The organism is Robertkochia flava (assembly GCF_020166515.1).
GTDB classification, from domain to species: Bacteria; Bacteroidota; Bacteroidia; order Flavobacteriales; family Flavobacteriaceae; genus Robertkochia; species Robertkochia flava.
Genome location: NZ_JAINZT010000005.1, coordinates 21,993 through 38,565, shown reverse-complemented (window position 1 = coordinate 38,565; position 16,573 = coordinate 21,993). Strand labels below are relative to the sequence as shown.

At 46.7% G+C, this 16,573-nt stretch carries 16 protein-coding genes; 8 read left to right on the top strand and 8 right to left on the bottom strand.

All coding sequences use genetic code 11. The annotated features are described in order from the left end of the window. Position 1: 1 nt before the first annotated feature. From K7R11_RS06590 to K7R11_RS06570, 5 genes are all read left to right on the top strand, one after another. Positions 2-1,687: a peptidase domain-containing ABC transporter gene (locus tag K7R11_RS06590; RefSeq protein WP_224489626.1), complete on the top strand. Its 1,686-nt coding sequence runs from the start codon at positions 2-4 to the stop codon at positions 1,685-1,687. Further along, entirely contained in the window at positions 1,687-3,042 is a 1,356-nt protein-coding gene (locus tag K7R11_RS06585; RefSeq protein WP_224489625.1) for an HlyD family secretion protein, read from the top strand. Before K7R11_RS06590 ends, K7R11_RS06585 begins: the two co-directional genes overlap by 1 nt. 1 nt (position 3,043) lies before the next feature. Continuing rightward, complete coding sequence (locus K7R11_RS06580) at positions 3,044-4,438, top strand: TolC family protein (RefSeq protein WP_224489624.1); 1,395 nt, start codon at positions 3,044-3,046, stop codon at positions 4,436-4,438. Positions 4,439-4,524: 86 nt separating this feature from the next. Next, positions 4,525-5,340 carry a type I methionyl aminopeptidase gene (gene map, locus K7R11_RS06575; protein WP_224489623.1) on the top strand — a complete coding sequence of 272 codons (816 nt, stop codon included), beginning with the start codon at positions 4,525-4,527 and terminating at the stop codon, positions 5,338-5,340. 14 nt (positions 5,341-5,354) lie between these two features. Then, positions 5,355-6,119, top strand: a complete 765-nt coding sequence (locus K7R11_RS06570; protein ID WP_224489622.1) for a class I SAM-dependent methyltransferase — start codon at positions 5,355-5,357, stop codon at positions 6,117-6,119. Positions 6,120-6,124: 5 nt separating this feature from the next. On the opposite strand, the gene K7R11_RS06565 is transcribed toward K7R11_RS06570, so the two are convergent. The 8 genes from K7R11_RS06565 to K7R11_RS06530 form a co-directional block, all read right to left on the bottom strand. Beyond that, positions 6,125-7,171 (bottom strand): FAD:protein FMN transferase, encoded by a 1,047-nt coding sequence (locus K7R11_RS06565; RefSeq protein WP_410528192.1) that lies wholly within the window; start codon positions 7,169-7,171, stop codon positions 6,125-6,127. Beyond that, a complete protein-coding gene (locus K7R11_RS06560; protein ID WP_224489620.1) occupies positions 7,146-7,508 on the bottom strand; it encodes a Na(+)-translocating NADH-quinone reductase subunit F in 363 nt (120 codons plus the stop codon). The genes K7R11_RS06565 and K7R11_RS06560 overlap by 26 nt, the downstream gene beginning before the upstream one ends. 75 nt (positions 7,509-7,583) lie before the next feature. After that, positions 7,584-8,876 carry an NADH:ubiquinone reductase (Na(+)-transporting) subunit F gene (gene nqrF / locus K7R11_RS06555; protein WP_224489618.1) on the bottom strand — a complete coding sequence of 431 codons (1,293 nt, stop codon included), beginning with the start codon at positions 8,874-8,876 and terminating at the stop codon, positions 7,584-7,586. Between the two features lie 21 nt (positions 8,877-8,897). Continuing rightward, the gene (nqrE, locus tag K7R11_RS06550) at positions 8,898-9,512 is read right to left on the bottom strand and encodes an NADH:ubiquinone reductase (Na(+)-transporting) subunit E (RefSeq protein WP_224489616.1); all 615 of its coding nucleotides are present in this window, start codon (positions 9,510-9,512) and stop codon (positions 8,898-8,900) included. A gap of 28 nt (positions 9,513-9,540) precedes the next feature. Beyond that, on the bottom strand, positions 9,541-10,263 hold the full coding sequence (locus K7R11_RS06545; protein ID WP_224489614.1) for an NADH:ubiquinone reductase (Na(+)-transporting) subunit D: 723 nt from the start codon (positions 10,261-10,263) through the stop codon (positions 9,541-9,543). A 2-nt stretch (positions 10,264-10,265) separates the two neighbouring features. Further along, the gene (gene nqrC, locus K7R11_RS06540; RefSeq protein ID WP_224489612.1) at positions 10,266-10,994 is read right to left on the bottom strand and encodes an NADH:ubiquinone reductase (Na(+)-transporting) subunit C; all 729 of its coding nucleotides are present in this window, start codon (positions 10,992-10,994) and stop codon (positions 10,266-10,268) included. A gap of 2 nt (positions 10,995-10,996) precedes the next feature. Beyond that, the gene (locus K7R11_RS06535; protein WP_224489610.1) at positions 10,997-12,154 is read right to left on the bottom strand and encodes an NADH:ubiquinone reductase (Na(+)-transporting) subunit B; all 1,158 of its coding nucleotides are present in this window, start codon (positions 12,152-12,154) and stop codon (positions 10,997-10,999) included. A gap of 11 nt (positions 12,155-12,165) precedes the next feature. Next, the gene (locus tag K7R11_RS06530; protein ID WP_224489608.1) at positions 12,166-13,509 is read right to left on the bottom strand and encodes a Na(+)-translocating NADH-quinone reductase subunit A; all 1,344 of its coding nucleotides are present in this window, start codon (positions 13,507-13,509) and stop codon (positions 12,166-12,168) included. 158 nt (positions 13,510-13,667) lie between these two features. Between K7R11_RS06530 and K7R11_RS06525 the strand changes: the two genes are divergently transcribed. The 3 genes from K7R11_RS06525 to apaG are packed head-to-tail and all read left to right on the top strand — an operon-like array spanning position 13,668 to position 16,509. After that, positions 13,668-14,924: a type IX secretion system plug protein gene (locus K7R11_RS06525; protein WP_224489607.1), complete on the top strand. Its 1,257-nt coding sequence runs from the start codon at positions 13,668-13,670 to the stop codon at positions 14,922-14,924. A gap of 3 nt (positions 14,925-14,927) precedes the next feature. Further along, complete coding sequence (locus K7R11_RS06520) at positions 14,928-16,118, top strand: DUF3667 domain-containing protein (protein WP_224489606.1); 1,191 nt, start codon at positions 14,928-14,930, stop codon at positions 16,116-16,118. A 4-nt stretch (positions 16,119-16,122) separates the two neighbouring features. Beyond that, complete coding sequence (gene apaG, locus K7R11_RS06515) at positions 16,123-16,509, top strand: Co2+/Mg2+ efflux protein ApaG (protein ID WP_224489605.1); 387 nt, start codon at positions 16,123-16,125, stop codon at positions 16,507-16,509. Positions 16,510-16,573: the final 64 nt, after the last annotated feature.

Sequence of the window (16,573 nt, the reverse complement as noted above, 5' to 3'; positions counted from 1 at the left end):
AATGAAAGACGATAAAAAGGTTATTTCCTCATGGCAGCGATTTGTAAATCTGCTTAGCCTGGATAAGAAAGACATTTACCAGATTGCGTACTACGCGATTTTTGCCGGACTGGTGAGCCTTACCCTACCCCTTGGTATTCAGGCGATCATTACCCTGCTGCAGGCTGCCCAGCCCACCACCAGCTGGGTGGTACTGGTGATCCTGGTAACCCTTGGGGTTGCCTTTACCGGGGTACTCCAATTAATGCAGTTGCGTATTATTGAAAACATTCAACAGAAAATATTCACCCGATCGGCTTTTGAATTTTCATACCGTTTTCCCAAGATTAAAATGAGCGAATTGGAGGATTTTTATCCACCGGAGCTGGCGAACCGGTTTTTTGATACCCTCACCATTCAAAAAACCCTGTCAAAACTTCTGGTAGAAGTACCTGCTGCATTCCTCCAGATCGTATTCGGGCTGGTTCTACTCTCCTTTTATCACCCTTTCTTTATTGCATACGGCCTGTTGCTCATTGTTCTGATATACATCGTATTCAAATTCACCTACAGCAGGGGGCTGTCTACCAGCCTGGATGAATCGAAGTACAAATACCAGATCGCGCATTGGATCCAGGAGGTGGCTCGTTCTATAGTAAGCTTTAAACTTTCGGGAAGGACGACCCTGGCGATGAACAAATCTGACGACCTGGTAAGTGATTACCTCGATGCACGGGAGAGTCACTTTAAGATCCTGATCCTGCAATTTGCGCAAATGATAAGTTTTAAGGTATTGGTAACGGCAGGGCTTCTAGTAGTCGGTGGTTTACTGGTACTGAACCAGCAAATGAACATCGGGCAGTTCGTAGCCGCCGAGATCATTATACTTTTAGTGATTAACTCCGTGGAGAAACTCATTCTGGGGCTCGAACCCTTTTACGATATGCTCACCTCTCTGGAGAAACTGGGACAGGTGGTTGACAAGCGTCTTGAGTTACAGGAAGGGGAACTGGATTTTGATGAAGAAAAAGATGATCTGAATATCAGTCTTGAAAAAGTAAGCTACCACTTACCGGGGAGCAATATCAACATCATCCGCAACATCAACCTGGATATCGGCCCCAAAGAGATCATCGTGGTTCAGGGAGCAAACAGTTCAGGAAAATCGACCTTATTAAAGATCATCGCCGGACTTTTTGAACCCACCGAAGGCAGCTTCTTCATTAACAACACCAACAGCAAGATCGTTCGACCCAATGCCTATCGGGGGCTTTTGGGGCAGTCAATTTCGGAAGAATCCCCATTTGAAGGGACCATTTTGGAAAACCTGACCTTTGGCGATACAAGCCTGACCAAAAAGGATGTGGAATGGGCAATAGACCTGGTAGGCTTACGGGACTTCGTTAAGTCTCAGCCCATGGGATTGAATACGGTTTTAAAACCTGAAGGGTGGCAGATGTCTTACACCCTTTCAAAGAAGATCGTTTTAGCAAGGAGTATAGTACGGAAGCCAAAACTTCTTATCCTTTCCAATCCGCTCGACCAGTTTGACAAAGAAGAAAAGACCCGTATTATCAAAGAACTTACAGCGCCGGAGCGACCCTGGGCCATTGTTGTAGAAAGCAACGAACCACTTTGGGCATCCTCCGGGAACCGAATCATCACAATGAGTAACGGAGAGATTATCAATATTAAAGAGGTACAATAATGCTCAACATATCAACCAACAGCTTAAATAAAAAAGTGGATATATCCCACTTTATTTCCAGCAAGAAGGTGTTTCATAAGGAGCACCACAAGAACTTCAGCAGGCTTCTGGGAGCATTCTTCCTCATTTTGTTTGCTATCATGTTCCTGCCCTGGACACAGAACGTGCGTGCTGAAGGGTTTATTACCACCCTGACTCCCGGGCAACGTCCGCAAACCATACATTCGGTTATCCCCGGAAGGGTAGAGGAATGGTTTGTACGGGAGGGAGACCATGTAAAAAAAGGCGACACCATTGTCTACCTTTCAGAAATCAAGGATTCTTACTTCGACCCTACCCTGCTGGAACGCACCCAGGCACAGCTGGATGCGAAAAAACAAAGTGTAGTCTCTTACTCGGGAAAGATCAAAGCCCTGGACCTGCAGATCAGCAATCTGGTCAACGAGCGGGAATTAAAGCTTATGCAGTTGAAGAACAAACTCGTTCAGGCAGGACTAAAGGTGGAAAGCGACAGTATTGACCTGGAGGCTGCCCGCACGAACTTTATCATTGCAGAACGCCAGTTTAACCGGGCCGACATTCTGAATCAGGAAGGATTAAAGTCACTGCAAGAGGTGGAAGACAAAAAAATGAAACTACAGGAAGCTCAGGCCAAAGTGATCTCCCTGGAGAATAAACTGCTCTCCAGCAGAAATGACGTGATCAATACCGAGATCGAAAAAGGACGTTTACTGGCAGAATACGGAGAAAAGATCTCCAAGGCCGAAAGCGACAAGTTTAGTGCGATGAGCATGCAATTTGAAGGAGAAGGCGCAGTAAACAAATTACAGAACGAGTATACTAATTACGAGGTGAGGCGTACGTTTAATTATGTTACCGCCCCGCAAGACGGATTTGTAAACAAGGCCCTGCAATCGGGTATCGGGGAAACGGTCAAGGAAGGAGAACCATTGGTAAGCATCATGCCAGCCGGCATTGATATCGCTGTAGAGAGCTACGTGGCTCCCATTGACCTGCCGCTGATCCATTTGGGGGAGAAGGTAAGGTTACAATTTGACGGATGGCCAGCCATCATCTTTTCAGGATGGCCTAATGTCTCCTACGGAACTTATGGAGGTACCGTCGTTGCCATTGAGAACTACATCAGTTCCAATGGGAAATACCGTATTCTTATCGCCCCTGATGAGCAGGATCATCCCTGGCCTAAAGAGATCAGGGTAGGCTCCGGAGCACAGACCTTTGCCATGCTACAGGACGTACCTATCTGGTTCGAATTGTGGCGACAACTAAACGGATTCCCTCCTAATTATTACCAACCCAGCAAGGAGGATAACAGTGCCATGAAAAAGAAATAGCATGCAAAAAAGCATTTTCATATTACTCTTTTTACTCTTCAGTGCGCCGGCATGTGCTCAACAGACCGACAGCATCTTCGACCTGAATGAATTCCTGGGATTCGTAAAGAAGAACCACCCCATTGCAGCCCAGGCCAACCTGAAGATCGACGAGGCCCAGGCCAATCTCCTGAAGGCACGTGGGGGTTTTGACCCTAAGATCGATGTGGATTACAACCGTAAGGATTTCAAAGATACCGAATACTACGATCTGCTCTACGGCACCTTTAAGATACCTACCTGGTATGGAATTGAATTGCAGGCCGGATACGAACTCAACGACGGTTCATTTCTGAACCCCCAGAACGTAGTGCCTGAAGACGGATTGTACAGTGCAGGTATTTCCATTCCTATCGGACAGGGGCTGTTCATCAATGAACGCATGGCCACCCTCAGGCAGGCGAAGATCTTTACCGATCTCAACGAGGCGGAGCGGGAATTACAGATCAACGAATTGCTTTTCGGGGCGGTGGTCACCTACATGGACTGGTACCGCGCCCACCTGGAGTACTCCCTCTACAGAGAATTCCTGGAAAATGCAGATCTCCGCTTACGCAACCTGAAACGGCAAATAGAAGAAGGCGACAAGGCCCCTATAGACAGCATAGAACTGGGGATCACGGTACAAAACAGGAGGATCAACCTCAGGGAGGCAGAGCTGGACCTTTTAAAAGCCAGGCTGCAGCTCTCCAATTACCTCTGGGATGAGGCTTACATCCCCCTGGAAGTAGCAGAAGGCATAATTCCGGAAAACAATGCCACCGCCACCCTGGATGCCTTCTTACTGACACAAAACGATACCATTTCCAATTTCCAGGTAGATGAACACCCCAAGATCCGCTCGATGCGGGCAAAGATCGAAACCCTGGAGGTAGACCGGAGGTTGAAAGCGGAAATGCTCAAGCCGGAATTAAACCTGAACTACAACTTTATCACCAGTGATGCCCGACGGGTGAACACCATCAATACGGGCGATTACAAATTCGGACTGGAATTCAGTTTCCCCCTCTTCCTGAGAAAGGAACGCGGAGCCCTGCAATTAAGCAAGTTCAAGATACAGGATGCCAGCCTGGAATTCGACCGGGAAATGCTGGCCCTGAGAAATAAGGCCACCGTAGCCGTATCTCAGGTAGAGAACTACAAGGCACAGCGCGACCAGGTAAGCAGGGTAACGACCGACTACCAGTCGCTTTTGCAGGCGGAAGAGCGAAAATTCAGCTTTGGAGAGAGCTCTGTATTTCTGCTGAACACCCGGGAAAGGAACCTCCTCCAGGCCCGCCTTAAACAGATCGAACTGGAATACAAACTAGCCACGGCACAGGCCGAACTTATTCGCACCCTCGCCCTGGACCTGTAGGCATGCAATTCTAAAAATAATATTCTATTTTTGCAGACCAACCAATGGCCTGTTAATTGAAATTCAGTTTATCAAACATATTTAAGATGATAAAGATCAAAACGCCCGAAGAGATTGAGTTAATGAGGGAAAGTGCCCTGGTAGTTTCAAAAACCCTGGGGATGCTTGCCGGAGAATTGAAACCGGGTGTTACTACCAACCATCTGGACAAAATGGCCGAAGCCTTTATCCGCGATATGGGTGCCGAGCCCGGTTTCCTGGGGTTGTATGATTGTCCGTCTACCTTACTTACCAGTGTAAATGAAGCCGTGGTACACGGATTACCAACAGACAAGCCGCTTGAAGAGGGAGATGTTGTTTCCATCGATTGTGGCGCCCTTATGAACGGTTTCTACGGAGACCACGCCTATACCTTCGAGATCGGCGAGGTGGCCCCGGAAACAAAAAAACTGTTGCAGGTTACCAAGGAATCCCTGTACATCGGAATCCGGGAGTTCAAAAACGGAAATCGCGTGGGAGACGTGGGATACGCCATACAAAACTTCTGCGAAGCCGAGGGATATGGGGTAGTTCGGGAGCTTGTCGGGCATGGTATTGGAAGAAAAATGCACGAAGATCCTGAGATGCCTAATTACGGAAAAAGAGGTCGTGGCAAAAAGTTCGTGGATGGAATGGTCGTGGCTATTGAACCCATGATCAATATGGGTACCCATCGCATCAAGCAGCTAAAGGACGGATGGACCATCGTAACTGCCGATGGGAAACCCAGCGCGCATTTCGAACATGATGTGGCTATGATCAATGGAAAACCGGAGATCCTTTCCACCTTTAAATACATCTATGATGTTCTTGGCATTGAGAGCGACGAGGAAAAAGAATTTAAACAAGCCCTTAAGGTTTAATAAAGCCCTTTTTCTTGAAGCGAATTTTTAAATACATCCTCAATACAGTACCGCGCCCCCTGCTTATCCGACTGAGTTACCTGGTTCGTCCTGCTGTCGCTTTATACTACAAGGGCAATACGTACACGGATCCCATAGACGGGAAAGGTTACAGGAGCTTTCTGCCCTACGGATACGGCAGGCAACGCGAAAATGTACTTGCCCCCGGAACCCTATCCCTGGAAAGGCACAGGCTGCTATGGCTGTATTTGAAAGAAAAGACCCCTTTCTTTACAGCACGTTTGAAGGTATTGCATTTCGCTCCAGAACAGGCTTTCTACAGCCGGTTCAGAAAGATGAAAAACCTGGACTACACCACTACCGATCTGAATTCTCCCCTGGCCGATGTAAAGGCAGATATCTGTGATCTCCCCTTTGAAGACAATAGCTTTGACGTGATTCTTTGCAATCATGTTCTGGAGCACATTCCGGACGACCGCAAGGCCATGGAAGAGCTCTACCGCATCATGAAGCCGGAAGGCTGGGGCATTCTCCAGATCCCCCAGGACCTAGGCCGCGAAAGCACCTTTGAAGACGACAGTATTACCGACCCTGCCGAACGGGCCAGGATTTTCGGGCAATACGATCATGTCAGGGTCTATGGGCGCGACTACTTTGACAAGCTCAGGGCCGTTGGCTTTAAGGTGATCGAAGAAGATCTTGCAGGGCGACTTTCAAAAAAAGAGGCCGATACCTATCGTATCGACCCCAAAGAAATTATTCCTGTAGTAAGGAAATAATCGTTTTACTGCTCCTCTTCTATAACCAAATCCTCGAATCCATCGGTTCTGAATTCTACCAGATCCCCCTTATCATCCACAGCGATCACATATGCCTCCAGTCCGGGAAGTTCCCTGAGTGACGATCTGATGCTGTCCAGAGGCATGAGCATAAAGGCGGTGGCATAAGCATCGGCTTCCATACAGGTAGATGCGATGACCGATGTACTTAATACATTATTCTTAAAGGGATAGCCCGTTCTGGGATCTATGGTATGCACATACTTCTCTCCTGTAGTCTCGTCCACACGATATTTGCGGTAATTACCACTGGTGGCCATGGCACGGTCCACCAGCTTGATCTTTGAGATCAGTAAGCGGTCCTTCTCTCCCTGTAAAGGATTATCAATAGCTACCACCCAGTTCTTCACCCTGCGTGTGTTACTACCCTTACAAAGGATCTCCCCCCCAACTTCAACAAGGTAATTCTCCACCCCCTTTTCCTCGAGCATCCGGCCGATCAGATCAATACAATAGCCCTTTGCCAGCGCATTAAAATCAAGATACACCTGAGGATGCGCCTTAACCACACGGTTAAGCGAGTCGATAAAGACCTTTTCAAGACCTGTGAATTGCAATATACTGTCTACCTGGGTTGAATCCAGATCTCCCAGCCCCTCTTCAGGGCCAAAGCCCCAGGCGTTAACCAGGGCCCCTACTGTAGGATCAAAGGCTCGGTTGGTTTGCCTCCAGACCTCTTTAGACTTCAGGAATACCTCCTTAAAATAATCATCAACCACCACGTCGGCTTCTCCGCGATTCACCCTGGAAATATCGCTATTGGGAATATAGGTGGACATGGAAGCATTTACCGTATCAAATACAGCAAGAATTTCTTCATGGTAAGACACGTCCTCATCGGGCACATCATAGATGATGGTATAGGTTGTTCCCAGGGCCCGTCCTTTTTCGCTTTGTTGGTAAGGCTCATTGCCGGGGATACCGCAGGAGGTAACCACAAGAAGAATTATCAGCACCGAAAATAAACTAGTCCTTAATCTCAATGATTCCATTATAATTTACAATATAGTTATCGTTCTTGCTCACTGGTTTATCGTAATCTGAGGCATTGGCCAGACCCACCCCGGCATAATAGGTACGGGCTTTAAACTTAACGGCATGGGCACGAATGGTCTCCATAAAGACCACATCGTAAGCCTTGGGATCTTCCGGATAGGGCACGGCCTTCACGATAATAAAATGTAGTTTTTTGTCTTTAAGACACACGAATTGCGGATCCTTTTTTAGCTGGCTGTTGACCGCCATAAACTCAAAGCCATTTTTCTCGAGGTCCTCCCCAACGATATTCATAGCAAGGTTATGCAATTCCTGCTCTGTTAATACGCTCATAAGAATGAAGATATCACAAAAAAGCCGACACAGAAAGTGCCGGCTTATATTTATTAATTAAATACTTTAAAAGGATTAACCTCCAAAGTCATCGAATCTTACATTTTCCGGCGGAACTCCGAAGTCCTCACACATCTTCTCCACAGCCTTGTTCATCAAAGGCGGTCCACAGAAATAGAATTCAATATCCTCAGGAGCATCGTGATGGTTCAGGTAATTGTCAATAACCACCTGGTGTACAAATCCTACAAACCCATCTCCTTCTCCATCAAGGCCATCCTTCACTTTCCAGTTATCTTCCTCCAGAGGCTCTGAAAGGGCGATATAGAACTTAAAGTTCGGGAAGTCACGCTCCAGGGCTCTGAAGTGTTCGATATAGAACAATTCCCTTTTTGAACGACCACCATACCAGTAGGTAACTTTTCTTCCTGTTTCAAGGGTTTTGAACAGGTGGTACAGGTGCGATCGCATTGGAGCCATTCCGGCACCACCACCAACATAAAGCATTTCTGCCTCACTGTGGTTGATAAAGAATTCTCCATAAGGCCCTGAAATGGTTACCTTATCTCCCGGTTTACGGGAAAAGATATATGAAGAAGCGATTCCCGGATTTACATCCATCCAACCGTTCTTACTACGATCCCATGGCGGGGTGGCAATACGCACATTGAGCATAATGTCTCTACCTTCGGCAGGGTAAGAAGCCATCGAATAGGCGCGCTCTACGGTCTCGGTATTTTTCATCACCAAAGGCCACAGATCGAATTTATCCCATTCCAACTGGAATTTCTTAGGATCATCGTGCTCTTCGGGGTGGGCGGTGATATCAATTTCCCTGTAACTCACCTCACAAGGAGGGATCTCGATCTGGATATATCCTCCGGCCTCGTAATCCATATCTTCAGGAATACGCACCACGAATTCTTTAATAAACGAAGCCACGTTCCAGTTACGAACAACCTCAGCCTCCCACTTTTTAATTCCAAATACCTCTTCAGGCACCTGGATAACCATATCCTGTTTAACCTTTACCTGGCATCCCAATCGCCAGCCTTCGGCAATTTCCTTCCGGGTAAAGTGAGGAGCCTCGGTAGGAAGGATCTCTCCTCCACCTTCCTTAACAACACACTTACACTGGATACAGGTACCCCCTCCTCCACAGGCAGAAGGCAGGAAAATTTTATTATCTCCAAGAGTTGAAAGCAGTGTTCCTCCGGAAGAAACCTCCACATCTTTTTCCCCGTTGATCTTGAGGGTCACAGGACCTGAGGGAACCAGTTTGGCTTTTGCTCCGAGCAGGATCGCCACAAGGGCAAATACCAGCACCAGAAATACTACTAAACTCGCTATGATTACTGAATAATCCATTCTTTCTTAACTAATGATTTATTATAATTTAATTCCCATAAAACTCATGAACCCTAAGGCCATAAGTCCTGTAATAATAAAGGTGATCCCAAGACCTCTAAGGGGTGCAGGTACATTCGAATAGGTAATCTTCTCCCGAATGGCGGCAATGGCTAGGATCGCAAGGAACCATCCGATTCCTGAACCCAGACCGTAAGTAGCGGCTTCCCCGATTCCGGCGAAGTCCTTTTGCTGCATAAAGAGCGATCCACCAAGGATAGCACAGTTTACCGCGATAAGCGGAAGGAAGATTCCCAGAGCACCGTAAAGTGCCGGAGCAAATCGTTCCACGATCATTTCCACCAGCTGCACCATGGATGCGATCACCGCAATGAACATGATAAAACTCAGGAAGCTCAGGTCGATACTGGCATACTCCTCACCCATCCAGGAAAGGGCTCCCGGACGAAGCAGGTAGTTATCCAGCAAAAAGTTAATGGGAACTGTGATCGATAATACGAAGATTACCGCAGCTCCAAGCCCCACTGCTGTATTCACAGTTTTCGATACCGCCAGATAGGAACACATTCCCAGGAAGTAAGCGAAAACCATGTTTTCTATAAAAATACTTCTGACAAAAAGATTTACGTAATCCATTCTTCTGTTATTTTATTAAGCCCGGAGCTTAGTTCTTTTCAATTAATTTTCTGTTTCTGGAACGCTGTACCCAGATCAGTACTCCAACCACCAAAAGGGCTGCAGGAGACAACAGCATCAAACCGTTGTTTTCATATCCAAGGGCGTACAGTCCGGTAGACTCTGCCAGGGTAGCGCCTTTATGTCCCAGTACCTCGAATCCGAAAAGTTTCCCGGATCCCAACAATTCCCTGAAGAAGGCAACGATCACCAGGATCAGTCCGTAACCGGCAGCATTTCCGATTCCGTCAAGAAAGGATTTCCATACCCCGTTACCCAGGGCAAAAGCTTCCAGACGACCCATTACAATACAGTTGGTAATGATAAGTCCGACGAATACGGAAAGTTCCTTACTCACATCATAGGCAAAGGCTTTTAACACCTGGTCTACAAGAATTACCAGGGCAGCAACCACCACCAGCTGAACGATAATCCGGATCCTGTTCGGGATCAGGTTACGAATCATGGAGATGATCATGTTGGCAAAGGCCATTACAGCCATTACCGCGATTGCCATAACTATGGCCGGTTTTAATTGCACCGTAATTGCCAGGGCCGAACAAATTCCCAGTACCTGTACGGTAATAGGGTTATTATCGTCCAGCGGATCCGTCAATAACTTTCGGTTCTTTTTAGAGAATAACGGCTCCTTTTCTTCGGCAACGAAAAGCACCAAAGGAGACTTCTCTTTGTTATCTTTCTTATTGGCCATAATTAGTTATTTAATGCTACTTTAACGTTCTTTTCTTTAAGGTAAGGCAGATAGTATTGCAGCCTGTTGTAGATCATATCGGTAACCCCGTCACCGGTAATGGTCGCACCTGAGATGGCATCAATGGCATTGTCATTCTTATCGTTACCTCCGGAGTATCCTTTCATTACAGTTACCCCAACAAAATCACCACTTTCCGGATCGAAGATCTTTTCTTCCTGAAAACGTTCCTCGAACCAGCTTTGAGTGATCTCTGCACCAAGTCCGGGAGTTTCCCCTTTATGGTCGAAAACGGCTCCTTTAATGGTATTGATATCGTCTTCCAGGGAAATATATCCCCAGATCGCATCCCAAAGTCCGGCTCCGCGAAGCGGGATAATGAAATATGACTTTCCGTCTACCTCAGCCCTGTACAGTGGAAAGCGCTGCTCTTCCACAGGCTTCTTCAACTCCTTGGCCAGGTCAATATTAAAGGCGTTCACGCTTTCATCAATATCACCTTCGGAGGTCAGTGCGATCTCTTCCTTAATATAGGCATTGAATTCTTGTTCTGCCTGGTCTCTTTCTACTTCGATTCCGATCGTAGAAAGGATATTTTGCATTTTCTCTTTACGTACATTTTCCGCCTGCATAGGCTGCAGGGAGGTTGCTGCAATGGCGAGAGCCGATGCAACCACGATCACCATAACAGCGGCAAAAATAAATGTATACGCGTTACTGTCTCTGTTCATAATTAAGCGGATTTTGCGGTTACAGTTGCCAATCGTTTCTTTCTTCTCTTGATATTGGCCTCGATCACGTAGTGATCAATGGTAGGTGCGAATACATTCATCAGCAGTATTGCCAGCATAACCCCTTCAGGATAGGCCGGGTTAAACACCCTGATCATGATACTGAACACCCCGATCAGGACCCCATAGATCCATTTCCCTTTAAAGGTTTGTGCAGCAGACACCGGGTCGGTAGCCATAAATACGATCCCGAAGGCAAAACCTCCGACGATCAGGTGCTGGTACCATGGAAAGCTCATAAGGGCATTTGCGCCCCAGATGTTGAACAGGAATCCCATAACGGCTGCTCCTACAATACCACCAATCATGATCCTCCAGCTACCAACGCCGGTAGCGATTAGGATAAGGGCGCCCACGACGATCCACAGGGTAGAAGTTTCTCCAATGGATCCTGGAATGGATCCGGCGAACATACTCCACATATTATAGGTCACCTCTTTCCCAGCTGCAAGAGATCCCAGGATGGTTTCTCCGGAGATGGCATCAACGCTGCTGGCTTCGGAAACCCACACCTTGTTACCGGACATATAGGTCGGGTAAGCAAAGAAGGCAAAGGCACGTGCCATAAGGGCAGGATTGAGGATGTTCATCCCTGTTCCTCCGAAAGCCTCTTTCCCGATCAATACCGCGAAGGCTACAGAAACTGCCACCATCCAAAGCGGAATATCCACAGGCATGATCATAGGAATAAGCAATCCTGTTACCAGGTACCCTTCATTCACCTCGTGACCGCGATAGATCGCAAAAATAAATTCAATACCCAGACCCACAGCATAGGAAACCACGATCATTGGTACGATCTTCCAGGCTCCGTGCAGGAAGGCATCCATAAAAGTAAAGGCCTCTCCGGTCTGAGAGAAATACTGATACCCGGTATTATAAATACCGAAGAACAGTGCAGGAAGCAGTGCCAGCACCACGGTAATCATGGTTCGCTTTAAATCCACAGCATCCCTGATATGAGCTCCTTTTTTGGTCGTATGATCAGGTACGAACAAAAAGGTATCGAACGCGTTAAAGGCAGGAGCAAACTTCTCCCACTTCTGACCCTTATCAAAGGGCCTTCTTAATTCATCTAACTTTTTTCTTAAAAAACTCATAGCTTCCTTTTTTAACCCACTTCTTTTATCATCAGGTCAAGTGCCTCCCTGATAATAACCTGGGCTTCAATTTTTGAGGTATTCGTATAATCGATAAGCGCGAAATCTTCAGGAGCCACCTCGTAAATTCCAAGATTCTCCATCTTTTCGATATTCGACGCCATACATTCCTTCAGCAGTTGCATCGGGTAAATATCCATAGGCATCACCTTTTCCATTTCCCCGGTCACCACCAAGGCACGCTCTTCCCCATTGAGGTTGGTATTTACCTTATAGCGCTTGTTCGGGAACAACCAGGAAAGCGATGTACGCGACATACTCGGGATATGGTTATCCATAAATGGCATCCATCCAAACATACGATGATCCTTACCTTCCGGGATCAGGGTGAGCACATTGTGGTAGTACCCTACAAACCCGTTATTTGCCAGCTGGTCTCCAGTGAGCACATCCCCACTGATAATACGCACTGACGAGGGTATTTTCCCTACCAGGTCCAACACATTTGACCCGATACGCATTTTATAATATTGTGCATTTGGCGCTTCGGTTCCCGCCACCGCCAACAGACGGTCGGCCTGGAACTTTCCGGTTCGGAAAAAAGCTCCAATGATAGCTACATCTTCCGGCCCCACAACCCATACGCGCTCTCCGAAATTGATCGGATCGACATGATGGATCTGAACCCCGACATTACCGGCAGGGTGCGGTCCGTTCACCTTGTGAAGTTCGACTCCTGAGATGCCGTCGAGCAAACCACTTCCTCCGCCGGCGACAGACACATGGGTCTTGCCACTGCTAAGTTTGGAAATAGCTTCAAGCCCGAGCTTAAAATCATCCAGACGATCCTTCAGAAGAAACTCCACGTCTGCAGAAAGAGGGGCGGTATTCATCGCCGAAACGAAGATAGCCTTAGGCGCCTCCTCCGGGTTAGCAATGATATCATAAGGACGTTGCTTGATAAAAGGCCAGCAGCCTCCTTCAAGCATATGCTCCTTTACCTCTTCTCCAGACATCTTGGAGATATCCCTGGAACCGTGTTCCATAAAGGTATCTTCCGCATCTGCGTCAATAACTACTTCTAAAATTCTTCGCTTAGCACCTCTGCGAATTTCCGAAAGCGTACCACTTACAGGCGAAACAAACTTAACGCGATCGCTGTACTTGGAAAAGAAGATCACCTCTCCCGCCTTAACGGAAGCACCTTCTTTTAGTACCATTTTAGGGGTAACACCGTGAAAATCGGTGGGTTTAATAGCGAACTTCTTAGACCTGGGAGCAACAGATATTGTTTTCTCTGCCACACCTTTAAGCTTAATATCTAAGCCTTTTCTAATCTTAATGTCGTTTGACATGCTATTTATCTAATGAAATTAGTTAACTCAAAAATCCGTGCAAATTTAATAATTATAAGATTGTTGCCATAATAAAACCCTATATTTTTGGAGAAGGAAAAGCCTGAGAAAAAGCACTTTTAAATTTGTTTATCTTTAGAAAAAAAATACCGGCATACATGCGTAACCTTATCGGTACCGTCATATTATTCTTTCACGGGTTAGCTGTGGTTTTCGGGCAGACACAAATTGAGGTGGCTCCCCCCGAAAATATTCGCTCTGTAGTATTCCAGGGCACCAACAACGCGGCTCAGTTCCCCCTGGTACAACTGGGCGAAAAAATGACCCTCACTTTCGATGACCTCTATGCAGATGAGGCCGACTACTACTATCGCATTATCCATTGCAATTACGACTGGACCCCCTCTAACCTGATCAAGAACCAATACCTGGACGGACTGGACAACCAGCGCATCATCCAATACGACAACTCCCTGGCATCCCTTCAGCCCTATACTGCTTACCGCCTTGAACTCCCAAACCGATTCACCGGATTCAGGTTAAGCGGAAATTACATTCTGAAAATATATGACAACAAAGATCAACTGGTATTTTCGCGCCGATTCATCATTTATAAAAACGCCGTAGGTGTTGGCGGGGTAGCTAAAAGACCGCGTGACTTCGATATGATCAATACAGGGCAACGCATCGAATTTACGGTAAATGCCGGCGATTTTGACCTGGTAAACCCCCTGCAGGAGGTCAAGGTAAGCATCCTGCAAAACAGCAACTTCAACACCGCCAAACACCACATCAGCCCTCAGTTTATCTCGGGAAGCCAGCTCTTGTACAAATACGAAAAGGAAACCAGTTTTGAAGGAGGTAACGAGTATTTAAACATGGACACCAAGGATATCCGTACAGCCACCAATACAGTTGCCGGGGTAGAACTTAAAAACCGCTACCACCACTACCTTTACACGAATGAAATCCGGCGCGATAAGATATACACCTACTTCCCCGACATCAACGGGGATTTCAGGGTACGGTTAGGAGAGGGGGTTCAAAATGACCAAAATAGTGAAGCCGATTACTCCTTTGTACATTTTAGCCTTGACTATGAACCCTGGTTGGGGCTTCAGGATATCTATGTGTATGGCAAATTCAACAATTACGAACTACTAGAGGAAAATAAGCTGGAATTCAATGCCGACAATAACACCCTGGAGACCACGCTGTTTTTGAAACAGGGGTTCTACAACTTTAAATACGTGATACGAAATCCGGACGGAAGTATCGATTATAACGCGATTTCGGGCAACCACTGGGAAACCGAGAATGAATACCTGGTTCTGGTATATTACCGGAACTTCGGCGACATGTATGACAGCGTGATCGGTATGGCAAATATCAGTTCGGTTAACATCTCGAATTAGATCATGGAAAACAAACCTGCCAAAAGACCTCCTTACGTACCTGCCAGGAAACAGTTTAAATACCGCAGCAATCGCTGTCGCAACTGCGACCACCCGTTAGATCTCAGCGACAAATACTGCCCCAACTGCGGACAGATCAACTCGGTAAAGAAACTCTCTTTGCGGGACCTCTTCGACGAGTTCTTCGGTAACCTGGTTAACTACGACTCCAGGCTTCGACAGACGCTCAAAGCATTACTTCTGAAACCGGGAAAGATCACCCGGGAATACATCAACGGAAAGCATGCCTCCTACACCAATCCCTTCAGGTTCCTGCTAAGCCTGTGTATTATCTACTTTTTAATGCTCGGTTCATCCTCCGACTTTGAAAGGCTGGACAAAATAAACAATGAACCCGTAGACATTAACGCGCTCGATACGGAGGACCAGGCTAAACTATTAGACTCCCTGGAATCCCGTGGCATCATTACCGGGATGCCTGAAAACCCGGAGAAGAAACAAGCCCTGAAAGATTCCTTAAATGTAGCCATAGACACCATCCGATCGGCAGCAAGGATATTCGAAGCCCTGGACCACCGAAAAGACTCCCTGGCCAAGAACGATCCGATCACCTACTACCGGGAGGTCCTCCAGGATTCTGCAACAGGCATTGAACACTTTGCCAAAAAAGCGGAGTTCTTTTACAGGACCATAAAAAATGAACACTACACCACCCCGGAGGAAGCAAGCAAGTTGCTGAACACCCCGCTTACGGGATCGGAACTCTGGGCCTTTCGCATTGGAAAAAGCATGCACAGGGTTGTAGAAGAACCCGGAACTTTCCTGAACACCACCATTTCCAGACTGCCTTTCTTTATATTTTTCTTTTTACCCCTGTTCGCCTTATTCATCTGGCTGATCTATATAAGACGTAACTTCAGCTATATGGACCACCTCATCTTTAGTTTTCACTCGCAATCACTCTTTATTATCCTTCTTATTTTTGCTTATATCGTAGACTGGATCACGAACTGGAATGTGCTATGGGTGGCAGTCCTGGTATTTTCCTTCTACCTGTACAAGGCCATGAGGGTATTCTACCAGCAGGGACGTCTTAAAACTATTGTAAAATTCATGATCCTGAACACTATTTTTGTAATTTTAGTGAGCATAAGCATCATTCTCTTCCTTTCCGGAAGTGCTTTGACCTATTAATCTCATGATCACTCAGGTAACGAAAGGCATAAAAATTTCTGTAAGAACCAGTTTTGAAGGCACATTCTTCAAGAACTACAGGAAGCATTTTGCCTTTGGCTACCATATTACCATCGAGAACCAGAGCAAGGATCCCGTCCAGTTGCTCGCCAGGCACTGGCAGATATTCGATGCGCTCAACGAGACAGAAGTGGTAGACGGGGAAGGGGTTATCGGCAAGAAACCGGTATTGCACCCCGGAGACACCCACACCTATAGTTCCGGATGCCTCCTCACCTCTCCGATCGGGGCCATGAGAGGACATTATGTCATGATTAACTACGCTACTACCAGGCATTTCAGGGTTATTGTACCCACCTTTCGGCTAAGCGCTCCCTTCACCTTAAATTAGTATTTCCTTTAACTTTCTTTTGATTTTTTTAAGCAAAGGCCATTCACTACATTTGCTCTAGTGT

Bases quoted from the DNA above. Each gene is read 5' to 3' on its own strand.
- K7R11_RS06590 (WP_224489626.1), top strand. From the start codon at position 2: ATGAAAGACGATAAAAAGGTTATTTCCTCATGGCAGCGATTTGTAAAT.
- K7R11_RS06585 (WP_224489625.1), top strand. From the start codon at position 1,687: ATGCTCAACATATCAACCAACAGCTTAAATAAAAAAGTGGATATATCC.
- K7R11_RS06580 (WP_224489624.1), top strand. From the start codon at position 3,044: ATGCAAAAAAGCATTTTCATATTACTCTTTTTACTCTTCAGTGCGCCG.
- map (WP_224489623.1), top strand. From the start codon at position 4,525: ATGATAAAGATCAAAACGCCCGAAGAGATTGAGTTAATGAGGGAAAGT.
- K7R11_RS06565 (WP_410528192.1), bottom strand. From the start codon at position 7,171: ATGGAATCATTGAGATTAAGGACTAGTTTATTTTCGGTGCTGATAATT.
- K7R11_RS06560 (WP_224489620.1), bottom strand. From the start codon at position 7,508: ATGAGCGTATTAACAGAGCAGGAATTGCATAACCTTGCTATGAATATC.
- nqrF (WP_224489618.1), bottom strand. From the start codon at position 8,876: ATGGATTATTCAGTAATCATAGCGAGTTTAGTAGTATTTCTGGTGCTG.
- nqrE (WP_224489616.1), bottom strand. From the start codon at position 9,512: ATGGATTACGTAAATCTTTTTGTCAGAAGTATTTTTATAGAAAACATG.
- K7R11_RS06545 (WP_224489614.1), bottom strand. From the start codon at position 10,263: ATGGCCAATAAGAAAGATAACAAAGAGAAGTCTCCTTTGGTGCTTTTC.
- nqrC (WP_224489612.1), bottom strand. From the start codon at position 10,994: ATGAACAGAGACAGTAACGCGTATACATTTATTTTTGCCGCTGTTATG.
- K7R11_RS06535 (WP_224489610.1), bottom strand. From the start codon at position 12,154: ATGAGTTTTTTAAGAAAAAAGTTAGATGAATTAAGAAGGCCCTTTGAT.
- K7R11_RS06530 (WP_224489608.1), bottom strand. From the start codon at position 13,509: ATGTCAAACGACATTAAGATTAGAAAAGGCTTAGATATTAAGCTTAAA.
- K7R11_RS06525 (WP_224489607.1), top strand. From the start codon at position 13,668: ATGCGTAACCTTATCGGTACCGTCATATTATTCTTTCACGGGTTAGCT.
- K7R11_RS06520 (WP_224489606.1), top strand. From the start codon at position 14,928: ATGGAAAACAAACCTGCCAAAAGACCTCCTTACGTACCTGCCAGGAAA.
- apaG (WP_224489605.1), top strand. From the start codon at position 16,123: ATGATCACTCAGGTAACGAAAGGCATAAAAATTTCTGTAAGAACCAGT.